The organism is Neoluteolibacter marinus (assembly GCF_014904755.1).
Classification (GTDB): domain Bacteria; phylum Verrucomicrobiota; class Verrucomicrobiia; order Verrucomicrobiales; family Akkermansiaceae; genus Haloferula; species Haloferula marina.
The window spans coordinates 12309-25960 of the sequence record NZ_JACZFQ010000016.1 but is presented as its reverse complement, the minus strand read 5'-3'; the positions used below and the strand labels follow the sequence as shown (position 1 = coordinate 25960).

General features: G+C 65.6%; 12 protein-coding genes. 5 read left to right on the top strand and 7 right to left on the bottom strand.

The window, feature by feature from the left end:
* The first annotated feature begins 36 nt into the window (after positions 1-36).
* Positions 37-1941: an ABC-F family ATP-binding cassette domain-containing protein gene (locus tag IG178_RS03885; RefSeq protein ID WP_193211204.1), complete on the top strand. Its 1905-nt coding sequence runs from the start codon at positions 37-39 to the stop codon at positions 1939-1941.
* 24 nt (positions 1942-1965) lie between these two features.
* Here IG178_RS03885 and IG178_RS03880 read toward each other — a convergent pair whose 3' ends face one another.
* Positions 1966-2727, bottom strand: a complete 762-nt coding sequence (locus IG178_RS03880; protein WP_193211203.1) for a 3-keto-disaccharide hydrolase — start codon at positions 2725-2727, stop codon at positions 1966-1968.
* Positions 2728-2892: 165 nt separating this feature from the next.
* Here IG178_RS03880 and IG178_RS03875 point away from each other — a divergent pair, with 165 nt between their 5' ends.
* Positions 2893-5568 (top strand): MGH1-like glycoside hydrolase domain-containing protein, encoded by a 2676-nt coding sequence (locus IG178_RS03875; protein ID WP_193211202.1) that lies wholly within the window; start codon positions 2893-2895, stop codon positions 5566-5568.
* Here the strand turns inward: IG178_RS03875 and IG178_RS03870 are convergent.
* The 4 genes from IG178_RS03870 to IG178_RS03855 form a co-directional block, all read right to left on the bottom strand.
* Positions 5560-6945: an ATP-binding protein gene (locus IG178_RS03870; RefSeq protein WP_193211201.1), complete on the bottom strand. Its 1386-nt coding sequence runs from the start codon at positions 6943-6945 to the stop codon at positions 5560-5562. The two genes, IG178_RS03875 and IG178_RS03870, sit on opposite strands and share 9 nt — an antisense overlap.
* The gene (locus IG178_RS03865) at positions 6942-7610 is read right to left on the bottom strand and encodes a response regulator transcription factor (protein ID WP_193211200.1); all 669 of its coding nucleotides are present in this window, start codon (positions 7608-7610) and stop codon (positions 6942-6944) included. Before IG178_RS03865 ends, IG178_RS03870 begins: the two co-directional genes overlap by 4 nt.
* Before the next feature lie 67 nt (positions 7611-7677).
* Positions 7678-8142, bottom strand: coding sequence for a hypothetical protein (locus IG178_RS03860; protein WP_193211199.1), 465 nt, complete (start codon positions 8140-8142; stop codon positions 7678-7680).
* A gap of 76 nt (positions 8143-8218) precedes the next feature.
* On the bottom strand, positions 8219-9214 hold the full coding sequence (locus IG178_RS03855) for a DUF3616 domain-containing protein (protein WP_193211198.1): 996 nt from the start codon (positions 9212-9214) through the stop codon (positions 8219-8221).
* Positions 9215-9294: 80 nt separating this feature from the next.
* Between IG178_RS03855 and IG178_RS03850 the strand changes: the two genes are divergently transcribed.
* The gene (locus tag IG178_RS03850) at positions 9295-9555 is read left to right on the top strand and encodes a hypothetical protein (protein WP_193211197.1); all 261 of its coding nucleotides are present in this window, start codon (positions 9295-9297) and stop codon (positions 9553-9555) included.
* 65 nt (positions 9556-9620) lie between these two features.
* On the opposite strand, the gene IG178_RS03845 is transcribed toward IG178_RS03850, so the two are convergent.
* Positions 9621-10286, bottom strand: a complete 666-nt coding sequence (locus tag IG178_RS03845; protein WP_193211196.1) for a hypothetical protein — start codon at positions 10284-10286, stop codon at positions 9621-9623.
* A 252-nt stretch (positions 10287-10538) separates the two neighbouring features.
* On the opposite strand from IG178_RS03845, the gene IG178_RS03840 reads away from it, so the two are divergent.
* Positions 10539-12215 carry an OmpA family protein gene (locus IG178_RS03840; RefSeq protein WP_193211195.1) on the top strand — a complete coding sequence of 559 codons (1677 nt, stop codon included), beginning with the start codon at positions 10539-10541 and terminating at the stop codon, positions 12213-12215.
* Between the two features lie 134 nt (positions 12216-12349).
* Positions 12350-13180, top strand: a complete 831-nt coding sequence (locus tag IG178_RS03835) for a hypothetical protein (RefSeq protein WP_193211194.1) — start codon at positions 12350-12352, stop codon at positions 13178-13180.
* A 6-nt stretch (positions 13181-13186) separates the two neighbouring features.
* On the opposite strand, the gene IG178_RS03830 is transcribed toward IG178_RS03835, so the two are convergent.
* A complete protein-coding gene (locus tag IG178_RS03830; protein ID WP_193211193.1) occupies positions 13187-13633 on the bottom strand; it encodes an ExbD/TolR family protein in 447 nt (148 codons plus the stop codon).
* Between the last annotated feature and the right edge of the window lie 19 nt (positions 13634-13652).

Sequence of the window (13652 nt, the reverse complement as noted above, 5' to 3'; positions counted from 1 at the left end):
CCTTTCGCCGCGTCCTGCCCCCTGATCCGCGCGGTCATGTCCGCCCTGCTTTCCGCCAACGAAATCCGCCTCTCCTTCGGCTACCAGACGCTGCTCGACGGCGTGACGCTCGCCGTTTCCGCCGGGGAGAAAGTCGGCATGGTCGGACGCAACGGCTGCGGCAAGACCTCGCTGTTCAAGATCCTCGCCGGGATCCAGCAGCCGGACTCCGGCGAGATCTCGCTGCGCCGGGCGCTGCGGGTCGGCTACCTGCCCCAGGAGTTCGAGCTCGATCTGGAAAAAAGCGTCCACGAGAACATCTCCGCCGGGGCCGCCGACGTGGTCGAGGCCATCCACCGCTACGAGACCGGCGACGGCTCGGAAAGCGAGCTGGCGAACCTGCTGCACCTGATCGAGCACGCCGACGGCTGGAACCTCGACGCCCGCATCAAGGCGACCGCCACCGCGCTCGGCACGCCGCCGCTCGACGCACCGGTCGGCCCGCTTTCCGGCGGGGAAAAGCGCCGCGTCGCCCTGTGCCGGGCGCTGGCCTCGCAGCCCGACCTGCTACTTCTCGACGAGCCGACCAACCACCTCGACGCCGAGTCGATCCGCTGGCTCGAGGATTTCCTCAAGTCCTATGCCGGGGCGGTCATCTTCGTCACCCACGACCGCTACTTCCTCGACGTCATCGCCACCCGGATCATCGAAATCGACCAGGGCAAGGCCTTCTCCCACCCCGGCAACTACACCGCCTACCTGGAGTCCAAGGCGGTCCGCCAGCAGATCGCCGAACAGACCGAGCGCCGTCGCCAGCGCTTCCTGCGCGAGGAGCTCGACTGGGTGCGTTCCGGCGTCAAGGCCCGCGGCACCAAGTCGCGCCACCGGCTCGACAAGTTCTACGAGGTCGAAGGCATGGAAGCCCCGCCCGAGGAGCGAGAGATGGACCTGCTCATCCCGCCGCCGCCGGAACTCGGCAACATCGTCGTCGAGCTCGAGGACGCCGGCGTCAATGTCGGCAGCGAAAGCTCGCCGCGCTGGCTGTTCCGCCACCTCGACTTCAAGCTCGAGCCCGGCCAGTGCACCGGCATCGTCGGCCGCAACGGCGTCGGCAAGACGACCCTGCTCAAGCTCTGCCTCGGCCAGATCCAGCCCAGCGCCGGCAGCGCCGCGCTCGGCAAGAAGGTCCGCGTCAACTACATCGACCAGACCCGGATGGCGCTCGATGGCAGCGGCTCGCTGCTCGACGAGATTTCCGGCGGCAACGAGAAGCTGCAGTTCGGCAACGAGATGCTTGGCGCCCGCGCCTACCTGCGCCGCTTCCTCTTCGACGACCAGCGGATCAACGAGCGGGTCGACCTGCTGTCCGGCGGCGAACGCGCCCGCCTGATGCTGGCCAAGGTGCTCAAGACCGGCGGCAACCTGCTGGTGCTCGACGAACCGACCAATGACCTCGACCTGCCCTCGCTGCGGATGCTCGAGGAAGCGCTGGCCGATTTCGACGGCTGCTCGCTGGTCGTCTCCCACGACCGCTACTTCCTCGACCGGATCTGCGACCAGATCATCGCCTTCGAGGACGACGGCGTGGTCGTCCATCCCGGCAACTACTCCTACTACCTCGAGAAGCGCCAGGCCCGCGAGCAGGCGCAGCGGATCCAGGCCCAGGCGGCCGCCCGCGAGGCCGCTGCCCGCCAGAAGGCCGCGGCGCCGGCCGCGCAGAAGCCGCGCAAACTCACCCTTGCCGAGCGCAAGGAATTCGAAGGCATGGAAGACCGCATCCTCGTCGCCGAAGAGGAGGTCGCCGGGATCGAGACCAAGCTCAATGACCCTGACTTCCAGGCGAAGCACTTCAACGAGATCCCCGCGCTGGTCGAAAAGCTCGACGTCGCCAAGGCGGCGGTCGCCCGGCTCTACGAGCGCTGGGAAGAGCTGGAAGCGCTCGCCCAAGCCTCCGGCGCCTAGCGGGGAACTCTTGCTACGGACGGCTCACGGCTCCGAGAAATCCGTGTCCGCGTCTTTCAGGTCCAGCTCCTTGATCCAGATGTTGCGGAAGCGCACGTCGTGGCCCTCGGCCTGCAGCTTCAGGCCTTGAGGTGTGTCGGTGATGCCCTTGCCACCGTCATTGCCCCCGTCGACGCCCGAATTCTCGCCGCCCCAGACCTGGTTGATCACCTGGTTCTCGTGGACCTTCACGCCGTTGAAATACATCGTCACGCGGGCCTTCTCCGTCAGCTTGCCATCGGTGAAGCGGGCGGCGCGGAAGACGATGTCGTAGGCGTTCCATTTCCCCGGCCCGCGGTAGTGTTCGTAGGGGGATTCGGTCTCGTTGATCACCGCAGCCATGCCGTGCTTGGTCTTGTCGCCGTCGAGGATCTGGATCTCGTAGCGGTTCTGCAGGTAGACGCCGCTGTTGCCGCCGGGCTTGGCGATGTTGAACTCGATGTGCAGGCGGAAGTCCCGGTAGGCCTTCTTGGTGACAATGTCCGCGCTGCCGTATTTGCCGCCGGCGGCGGCCGGATCGTCCGACATGACCACCGTGCCATCGTCGACCGGATCATCGACGATCTTCCACTTGATCGGCAGCGAGGACGCGAATCGCGGCCCCTCCCAGTAGGTCCATTTGGCATCGAGCATCTCGCGGGAGCCGTCGAAAACGACCTCGGCGCCGTCGATCGGCTTGGCGCCCACGCCGGTGCCGGCATGGACGGTTCCCGAGAGGGCGGCCAGTGACAGGAAAATGAAACGCATCCGGGGGCTACACCGATTCCGGCGGCCATCTATCCAGCGATCGTGTCAGGATTCCCGCAATCCAGACCCCCGATTTCGCCCGTCCGGCAGCGGTTTTCCATTCTGCCACAAAGGTTTCGAACACTTGCTGGCACGCTCGCACGTTTCCTGCTCTAACGGTGGCGAATGACCCGCGAGCACGAACGACTCCAAGAAGACCTCACCCGGGGGAAGAATTGGAAACGCTGGGGCCCCTACTTGAGCGAGCGCCAGTGGGGCACCGTGCGCGAGGACTATTCGGAACATGCCAACAGCTGGCAGGAGTTCCCCCACGACCACGCCCGCCGCCGGGCCTACCGCTGGGGCGAGGACGGCCTGCAGGGTTGGTGCGACCGGCAGTGCCGGCTGTGCTTTGCCCCCGCCTTGTGGAACGGCAAGGACGACATCCTCAAGGAGCGGCTTTTCGGCCTGGCCGGCAACGAGGGCAACCACGGCGAGGACGTCAAGGAGTGCTACTACTACCTCGATTCCACCCCGACCCACTCCTACACCAAGGCCCTCTACAAGTACCCGCAGCGCAAGTATCCCTACACCGAGATCCGCAAGGAAAACGCCAAGCTCGGCCGCGACGGCCCGGAGCTCGAGCTCGCGGACATGGGATTCTTCGACGACGAGCGCTATTTCGACGTCACCCAGGAGGTGGCCAAGCGTTCACCCGAGGACCTGCTGTGGCGGATCACCATCACCAACCACGGTCCCGACGCCGCGCCGATCCACGTGCTGCCGACCTTGTGGTTCCGCAACGTCTGGAAATGGGGCAACGAGCGCGAGGCTCCTCTGCGCAAGCCGTCGCTGACCCTCAACGAGGGCACGGTCCTCGCCTCGCACGAGACCTTGGGTGACTTCCGCTTTCACGCCGATTCCCCCGAACTGAATCAAGAGGTCAGCTGGTTGTTCACCGAGAACGAGACGGATTATCCGTCGATCTACAACATCGGCGCGCCGACGCCCTACGTGAAGGACGCCTTCCACAAGTTGCTGATCCACGGCGACAAGGGGGCCGTTTCACCGCGGCCGGTGGGCACCAAGACCGCCGCCCATTTCGAGTTCATGGTGCCGCCCGGCGCCACCGTGACAGTCCGCTGCCGCCTGCACCCGGTTGCCGAAACCAACGGGATCGAGGGCTTCGACCAGTTCGACGAGACCTTCGCCGCGCGCATCGGCGAATGCGAGGAGTTCTACGGGGAGATCATTCCCAAGGGTTTGTCCGCCGACGAGAACATGATCTGCCGCCAGGGCTACGCCGGGCTGCTGTGGACCAAGCAATTCTACCACTACTTCGTCGAGGACTGGCTGGAGGGCGACTGCGACGGCCCGCCGCCGCCCGCCTCGCGCCTGAAGGGCCGCAACTCCGACTGGCGGCACTTCTACGCGCGCGACATCCTCTCGATGCCGGACAAGTGGGAATACCCGTGGTTCGCCGCCTGGGACTCGGCTTTCCACATGATCCCGTTCGCCGCGATCGACCCGGACTTCGCCAAGGAGCAACTGCTGCTGCTGTTGCGGGAATGGTACATGCACCCGAACGGCCAGCTGCCGGCCTACGAGTGGAACTTTTCCGACGTCAACCCGCCGGTCCACGCCTGGGCGGTGTGGCGCGTCTACAAGATCGCCGACCCGAAGGGCCAGCGCGACCTGCTCTTCCTCGAGCGCTGCTTCCAGAAGCTGCTGCTGAACTTCACCTGGTGGGTCAACCGCAAGGACATCGAGGGCCGCCACGTCTTCGGCGGCGGCTTCCTCGGCCTCGACAACATCGGGGTCTTCGACCGCTCCCACGCCCTGCCCGACGGTGGCAAGCTCAACCAGGCCGACGGCACCGCCTGGATGGCGTCCTACTGCCTGCTGATGCTGGCGATGGCGCTGGAGCTCGCCCCGACCAAGCCCGCCTACGAGGACATCGCCTCGAAGTTCTTCGAGCACTTCGTCAACATCTCCGACGCCATCAACACCCTCGGCGGCACCGGCCTCTGGGACAAGCGCGACAACTTCTACTACGACCAGCTGATCGTGAACCACGACGAGCCGATCCCGCTGCGGATCCGCTCGCTGGTCGGCCTGCTGCCGCTCTGCGCAGTGACCGTCTTGGGACAAACGACCATCGAGGGCCTGTCGGGCTTCCGCAAGCGGATGGACTGGTTCCTCAGCAGCCGGCCCGACCTGCTGAAATACATCAGCGTCCGCCGCCACACCAACGACAAGAAGTCCGCGCTCTGCCTGCTGGCGATCCCGTCGCAGGAACAGCTGCGGGCGACCCTGACGCGGATGTTCGACCCGAACGAGTTCCTCTCCGATTTCGGCATCCGCTCGCTGAGCAAGGCCCACGGCAAGAAGCCGTTCGTGTTCGAACACGGCGGCAAGCGCAACGAGGTCCCCTACACCCCGGGCGAGGCCAAGACCGACATGTTCGGCGGCAACTCGAACTGGCGCGGGCCGATCTGGTTCCCGACCAACTACCTGATCATCGAGGCGCTGGAACGCTACCACCACTTCTACGGCGACAACTTCAAGATGGAATACCCGACGGGCTCCGGCAAGCAGCTGACCCTGCGGGAAATCGCGATCGACCTCTGCGACCGGCTGATCGCGCTATTCTGTCCGGACCGCAACGGCAACCGGCCCTGCTTCGGCACGGCGACCCGCTACACCCAAAAGCCGAATTGGCAGAACCTGCTGCTGTTCCACGAGTACTTCCACGCGGAGACCGGCGAAGGGCTCGGCGCCTCGCACCAGACCGGCTGGACCTCGCTGGTCGTGCGTTTGGTGCGCGAGCGCCGCGAAAAACTCTGCGACAAGTCACTCTGAGGGCCAGGCGACTTCCACTTCCAGCTCACCGCCGGGCGTCAGGCTCGCCCGGCAGCGGCCGCCGAGGAGATTCGCGCAAGCGCGGACAATCGACATCCCCAGCCCCGAGTGGCCGTAGCCGCTCCGCGACGGGTCCTTGCGCCAGAACCGCTCGAACAGCTGCGGCAAGTCATCCTCGCTGAGTTCGGGTGCCAGGTTCCGGACCACCAGCCGCCGCGGGGTCGCGTCGACGGTGACCACCGTACCGGCCGGCGCGTGCGCCACCGCATTGCCGAGCAGGTTCTGGACGATCGCATTCCACAACACCGGATCCGTCCGGAAAGCCCCGTCCGTGACCGCGAGATCGATGTGGATCTCCCGTTCGTCCGCCTGGTCCCGCACCCGCATCACCGCGCTTTCAAGGCTTTCCTGAAGCTCGACCACCTCCAGATGAAAGGGCTGCACCCCGGCATCGGCACGAGCCAGCAATACCAGCTTGTCCAACAGGGAGGTGAGCTCGTCCGCCACTGTCACGATGGCCGCACAGCGCTCCGTCGTCGCTTCTTCCGGCCACATCGACCCAAGCTCCGCCATGGCCCTCATTTCCGCCAAGGGCGTCCTCAGCTCGTGCGCGGCGTCGCTGCTGAATCGCCGCTCGCGCTCGAAGGACTCCTCCAGCCGCGCAATCCATTGGTTCAAGCGCTCCGCCACCGGAACCAGCTCCGATGGCAGCGGATCGGTGGCCAAGCGCTGGCGCAGGCCGTCCGGCGGAATCCCGCGGATCTCCTTCGTCAGCTTGTTGAGCGGTCTCAGCCCGTGGCCCAACCCGGCGCGGATGATCGGCACCATCAGCAGCAGGGTCAGCACCCCGGCCACCGCCAGGATCGTCGCAAAGCGGCCGAGCTGTTGCTGCAGTCCACGGGTCGGGCTCGCCACGATGAGGTAAAGGTCCTCGAACTCCTTCTGCTTGTCGTCTTTCGGATAGAATCGCTGAACGTAGAGCCGCACCGGGGTCCCATCCCCCAGGCTCCCCCCGCGCAACTTCGGCTCGTCGTCAGTCGGCTCCGTGATGTCATGGATCGCCCCCGGCGCGTCCTTGCCTTTGCGCAGCGACGGCGAACTGTCGAACAACTCGCCTCCCAGCCTGCGGATCTCGAAGTAGTCCTCCCCGCCCTTCCCGAACCCCTCGAAGTCCTTCACCGTGAGGTCGATTTCGAAATCCCCGCCATCGATCTCCGAAGCCGTGACCAAGGCCCGGGCTTTCGCCGTGAGGGTCGCGTCGAATTGCCTATTCAACACGTCGCGCAGTGCCAGGAACACCCCGATGCCGGAAACGACGAACAGCACGCCGACCGCCAGACAGAGCAGGATCGTGAGACGCCAGCGGATCGAAATCATCCTTCGAGCAGGTAGCCCAGGCCGCGCCGGGTGTGGATGATCATCGGCGCTCCTTGCGGGCAAAGTTTCCGCCTCAGCGAGCAGATCGCTGAATCGACGGCATTGCTCAGCGGCCCGTCCAGTTCCCCATAGAGCCGTTCCTCGATCTGGGCGCGGCTGAACACCTGCCCCGGTCGCCGCGCCAGGCACTCGAGCAGGGCATACTCGCGGGCCGAAAGCAGGATCCGCTCCTCGCCGCGACGGACCGACTTGGCGGCGGTGTCGATTTCCAGGCCCGCCACCACCAACTTCGGATCCGGCTGACCGTAGCGGCGCCGGACGATCGCTTCCAGCCGGGCGACCAGTTCGGCCAGTGCAAAGGGCTTGGTCAAATAGTCGTCGGCGCCGTCGCCCAGGCCGCGGATTTTCTCCGCCACGCCATCCAGCGCGGTGAGCAACAGCACCGGGGTGTCGATCCCATCCCGCCGCCAGCCGCGCAGCAACTCGAGCCCATCCACTCCCGGCATCATGCGATCCAAGACCACGGCGTCGTAGCCGCCGGAGCGGCCCATCCGGTCGCCATCGCTCCCGTCCTCCGCAAGATCGACGGCGTGACCCAGGCGGGTGAGGGCCTTTCCCAGGGTCTCCCGCAGCCGCGCCGCGTCTTCGACAATCAGGAGTTTCATCGTCGCCGACAGCATGAGGCCGGAGGCGGACGGCGTCCACCTCCGGCTGATCGCATCCCTTCCCGGATCAGTCGTCCATCTCCTCGGCCTGGCGGACCACCTTTCCATCGGGGGAAAGCACGACTTCCAGATCCGGCGCCCCGGCGCGGTCCAGCTCGATGTGATAGGTCACCGCTTTCCCGACGGTCACTTTGTCGACATCGTCCACCGTTCCTTCCATGGCAGCCACGGCGATGCGCACGGCCTCGGGAGCCGCCGCGAGCCGGATGTCTTCCACCGTCTTCAACAGCCCGCCGTCGGCCGTGATGTGAAGCTCGATGTCGCGGCCGCGGGGTCCTTCGATCTCTGCGACGTAGAGTTCGCTGGCACCGACCGTGAATCGCTCAACCTCGTCGACGGTCCCGCCCCGCGTGTTCGCTTCAATGGTTCCGCGGACCGCCGGCGGGCAATCGGCGACCTTCGGTTCTCCGGCCAGACCGGTTCCAGTGGAGAGAGCCACGGCGAGGACAATGGAATTGCAGTATGTTTTCATGATTTCAGCTGTCGCTTTCGACCCCATCAGACTCCCACCCCAAGATGACGGCATGATGACCAGCCTCCGGAATTCTTCACCGGAACAACCGAACCGACACCGGCAATCCGCCCGGCAGACTGTCGAACACGACCAGCAGATCGACATGATCCTCCTTGTCCTCCAGGACCAGCAGCGCCTCGGCCTTGCCGCCGTTCTGGGGCAGCGTCCCGATCTCGACCGGTGCCGCGTTCCCGCCGGCCCAATAGCAGAGCTCGAAGGTGGTGTCGGGACCGGGCGCCAGCGTCACCGGGATCTTCTTCGACGCGTCGGCGCTGGCATTGCCGGTCACGATCACGAAGCCGTCGTGGATCGCGACGATCTCGCGGATTCCGCGGCCCTTCGGGACCGGAATCTCGTGGATCGTCAGTTTCTCGGCCTTTCCCGCGAACAGGTCGCCGGCATCGAGCTCGATCACGAACGCAATGCCGTCCTTGTTCGGTGAGCGCAGCCCGAAGAAAAGCACACCCTTCGCGCAGGCCAGGCCCTCGATGTTGATCCCGTTCTGCTGGAGCGGCTGGTTGAGATAGGGGGCTAACTGCGGGGTCTTCTCCAGAAGCGGCAGCAGGCTCGCACGGCGGATCCCGTCCTTGGCTACCTCGCCGCTGACCGGATCGACCGGCACCTGGTAGACCCCGTGCCGGTCCGGCTGAATGTCCCCCTTCTTCGATCCCACGCCGTGGGAACCGGCCACGTAGTAGGCGTGGTCTTCCGGGGAATAAGCGATCCCCTCGATGTCGACCTCCAGCGCGTCCCCGTCGGTCCGGAGCGGCAAGGGAATCGGCCGCCGCGACTCGATGCGGTGCTTGGCGAAGTCGATCACCCCCGGTTGCACGTAGAATGACTCGTCGCTGCCGACCAGGCACTTGTCGGCGGTCGCCGCGGCCACCCCGCTGATGTCGTGCGAATGCTCGAATCCCGCGAAATACCATTCATCCGAGATCACTTGCATCCGCCATGCGGACTGCGCCGGGGACGAAAGCAAGATGGCGATGACGGCAAACAGCGGCAGCGGGTGAAGTCGGCGTTTCATGATCGGTTGATGGAATGCACCGGTCCTACCCCCGCGACATTACCTGAAGATGACGGGATGTCAGGAATTCTGTTCCGCCTATGACCCCATCACCATTTGGTTCGCCTCAAGGTTCGAAGGCGGGGATCGCCCTGTTAGAACCGGGGATGCCCGCGACCCGCGAGAGTTTGATCACTGCTGCCATCGCCCTGAGCGCGATCGCGCTGGCAGCCGAAGGCCCGGAGATCCGGCGTGTGATCGGCCGGAACCTCCTTCCCGAATCGACCGGGACACCCCACCTGGTCGCCGTCGCCACCGCGGCGGGCCTGGCCCTCTGCGTCCGCCGGCCAGGTCGCAACTGAGTTTTCCCCGGAGCGCCTGGATGGCAGGAAGCCCCGTCGTTCATGGCAGCGGGGCTTCCCACGCCCTAGCCACCGCTCATCCCGTCCGGGAAGAACCCGCCCTTCCGGTCCCGATTGCCACCGCAAACGAACTGCGAGATGGCCATCCTCAGAAGATCGAAACCCCACAACCGCTCCCCCGCCGACAGCGACCCGCAGGAGAGCGTCAAAAGCTCGGAAGCCCGGCACGCCGCTCCCGGATCATGACTGACCAGGGCCGCTTTCAAGTAGCCTTCGAAGCGACAGTCGTCGGCGAACACCGGCAGCAACTCCCGCCGCCAGGCCGCCGTGTCCCCTTCGCAGAGCAGGGCCGCAATCACCGGATACCCCAGTGAATTGACCAAAAGCGCCGAGGTCAGGAGCTCGGTTCCGGTGGCCAGCGGATCGAACACCGCGACGCCCGCCTGCCTCGCGATCGCAGCGAAACCGGCAGCCAGATCGATCCGCGGCGGCAGTACTGCAGTTAGCCCCAGGCAATCGCCCAGCCTTGCCAGGCGATCCAAGCTCGCCCTCACCGCGACGGCCCGATCCGCCATTTCCCCGGAAATTGCCGGGGACAAAACCCGGTCACCGTTTCTCGCGACCACCTCCTCAAGGAAGGCGGACGCCAAGTACCTGAGATCCAGCAGCAGCCCGAAGCGGTCGTCGTGGACCGCCGCCGGCGAAGCGGTCTGGCGCAGGTCGTCGTCCATGCAGCCGGGGGCCGCCGGCTTCGAAGAAAAGCGGGGAGGGAGCTGTCTACCCGGATCAATGATCCTGATATTCATATGACATGAGCTCTTAACATCCGCCGGTCACGCGGCACAGAAGTCGGCTCACCCAAACGCAAATGCCCCTATTACCGACCTGGCCGACCCGCCCTGCACCGGCCGCGAGCCGATTCCTAGATCGGTTGTTTTTTCCCATCGCCGCCGCACCGTCCCCCACTTCATCCTCCGTGCATCATGACGAAGCTCGGAAAGATCGTTTTCACCCTGCTGGTGCTGCTCCTCGCCGCGTTTGCCATCACCCGGATCCTCGGGAAGAAGGAAAACCAGGCAACCGCGGATCATGGCGAGTCCCACGTCGTGCCCGCTGCCAACAGCCAGGAGGCCGCCGCTTCCGGGTTCGACTTCATTGCCCCCGGCAAGGCCCCGCGCCTCCCTTCCCCGCGACCCTACACCCCGCAGGACAACACGATTGTCATCAATCTCTCCGAGTATGCGGGCTACGCCGGCCTGATCGTCGCCAACGGCGGGCTCGAGCCCAACGAGAATTCGTGGTTCACCAAACAGGGCGGCTTCAAGCTCAAGATCACGCTCAGCGAGGAAGATTCGTGGGCCGATCTCCAGGACGGCAAGATCGCCGCCACCGCCACCACCGCGGACGTGCTGTCCAACTACGGCCGCCAATGGCAGTGCGTCGTGCCCGCCCAGGTCGCCTGGTCCCGCGGCGCCGACGGCATCATCGTCCGCAAGGACATCAAGCGGGTGAACGACCTCAAGGGCAAGACCATCGCCACCGCCCCGTTCAGCGAAGCCGAGTTCTTCATCCGCTACCTCGCCCAGGAAGCGGGCCTGCCCGTCAAGCGGCTCGACGGACCGGAGTTTCCCCGCGATCCCCAGGCGGTAAACCTGGTCTTCCTCGAGGATGCCTTTCAAGCCGGCGATGCTTTCCTGGAGGACCTCCGGTCGGGAGCGCGCCAGATCGACGGCTGCGTCACCTGGGCGCCGAAGACCACCGAAGTCGTCGAGGCCTCGGAAGGCGCCGCCCGCCAGCTGGTCGACAACCGGAACCTGCTGGTCATCGCCGACATCCTCGTCTTCAACAAGGGCTTCGCGCAGGCGAATCCCGCCATCGTCGAAAAGATCATCGAGGGCATGTTGCTCCACAACGACCTCATCCGCGCCAATCCGGAGGCCCATCTGCAGGCCATCGCCGATGCGTTCAAGGCTTACGAATGGACGGCCGGCGACGCCCGCGACGAATTGTCCAAGGTCCACCTCTCGAACCTCCCCGAGAACCTCGCGTTCTTCCGCGGCGCTGTCGATGAAGCCGGATCCTTCGCCTCGGTCTATCAGACCGCCAACCTCGCCTACGGACAGGAACTGCAGCCGTCCCCGGTCGCCGCTTCGCATTTCGCCGACACCAAGGCGCTCGAGGCCATCGCCGCCTCCGGATCGCTCTCCGCGCAGGTCGCTTCGATCGAGCCGATCCGCAGCAACGACCAGGCCCCGATCGAGCAGGACCCGCTCCTTACCCGCGACATCCGCTTCTACTTCCTGCCCAACAGCTCCGACCTCGACATGAGCAAGAACGAGAACCTCGAGTTCCTCGCCAACGTCAACCACCTGCTGGGCGTCTCGCCGGGCTCGATGATCCTGCTGCGCGGCCACGTTGACGACATGCAAAAGGACGCCTTCCGCAAGAGCGGTGGCGAAGGACTGGTCCGCAAGATGGCTCTCAAGGCCATGGAACTCTCCAACCGCCGTGCGAACGAGGTGAAGCGACAGCTCCTTGCCAAATATCCCTCGATCCAGGCCGACCGCCTCGAGGTGATCGGCCGCGGCTGGGAAGAACCCGCCGGCAAGGACTCCGAGCTCAACCGCCGCGTCGAGGTCCAATGGTTCACCATCGAATGAGCCGCGCGGCCCGGCCCGCCCGGTGAGTCATTTGCCTCTGCGCTGGATTATTGCCGGACGCACCTTCGTCCTGTTACCTCAGGCAAGCGGCGGACGCCGGCACGGCAGACCAACGACCACGCGGAACCCACTCCATGACCGGCATCGAGAAACTCAAGGCCTTCGCAAAGAGCCCCCACCACGCGTGGCTCGGCCTGCTCACGCTCGGTGCCGGCATCGCCACGGTGAGCGGGATCGGCATCATCGCCGGACTCAGCGCCTACGCCCTCGGCTGGATCTACCTGCCTGACTCCCGGCTCTTCAAGCGCTGGCTGGACGGCCGCAGCCGGCAGGACGACCAGGCCAGGCTCCGCGATTTCCTCTACCAGCGGCGGCTGATTTACGATGGACTCCGTAGTTCGACCCGCGATCGCTACGACCGCCTCGCCGCGGAGATCGGATCCCTCCAGGCGGAGTTCCAGCGCGATCCGCGGCTCGACCCCGCCATCGTCCGCCAACGCAGCGAGCGGCTCTCCAACCTGGCCTGGACCTACCTCCGGCTGCTTCATACCGGCGAGATGCTGGACCGCTTCATCGAATCGGAAGACCCCGCAGACATCGAGCGCAAGATCGACGCGATGGAACAGGAGCTTGCCGCCATCGACCCCGGCAGCCGGCCCGGGCTCGCCGAATCGCTGACTTCCCGCCTTTCCTCGCTGAAAACCCGCCTCGAGAAGCGCCACGGTGCGAACGAGAGCCGCGACCTGACCCGCTCGGAGCAGGAGCGCATCTCCGAACTGGTGAAGTTGTTCCGTGCCGACCACCTCGCCAGCCGCGATGCGACGTCGCTGTCGCACGAGATTGACGGCGCCGCGAGCCAACTCGACCGGACCCGCGACTGGCTCAGCGCGCTGGAATTCGACTCATCCCCGTCCGACATCCCCGACGAGCTGACCGCGGCCGCCCCCCTGGAAGTCGGCCAGTGAGCCGGGTCACGGCTCGCCTCCCGACTCGAGCATTGTCACCTGACCGATCCCCAGCCCCGCGAGGCAGTCGAGCACCGCGATGAAGCTCCCTTGGCTCGCCCCGTCGGCCACGTCCAGAACCACCGGCAGATTCTCCGGTTTTGCCGCGTCCCTTGCCATGGCGAGATGCCCCGAGAGCTCGCTCATCCGGTCATCTGCGGCCATCGGCATCGTTCCTTCCCCCTTTCCCAGCGCCACCGATCCGTCCGCGGCAATGGTGATCCAAACGGGCAGTGCGGGAACCGGATCGCTTTCCCCGGGCGGCGGGATTGCCAGGTCGAGATCCGCTTCCTTTTTCAGGATCGTCGAGGTCACGACGAAGAAGATCAGGAGTAGAAACGAGATATCCACCAAGGACGCCGCGTCACCCCGCGGATCCATGTTCCCGGGCAATTGGAAGCGTCTTGTCCTCATGCCCTGTTAAACGAGGCAG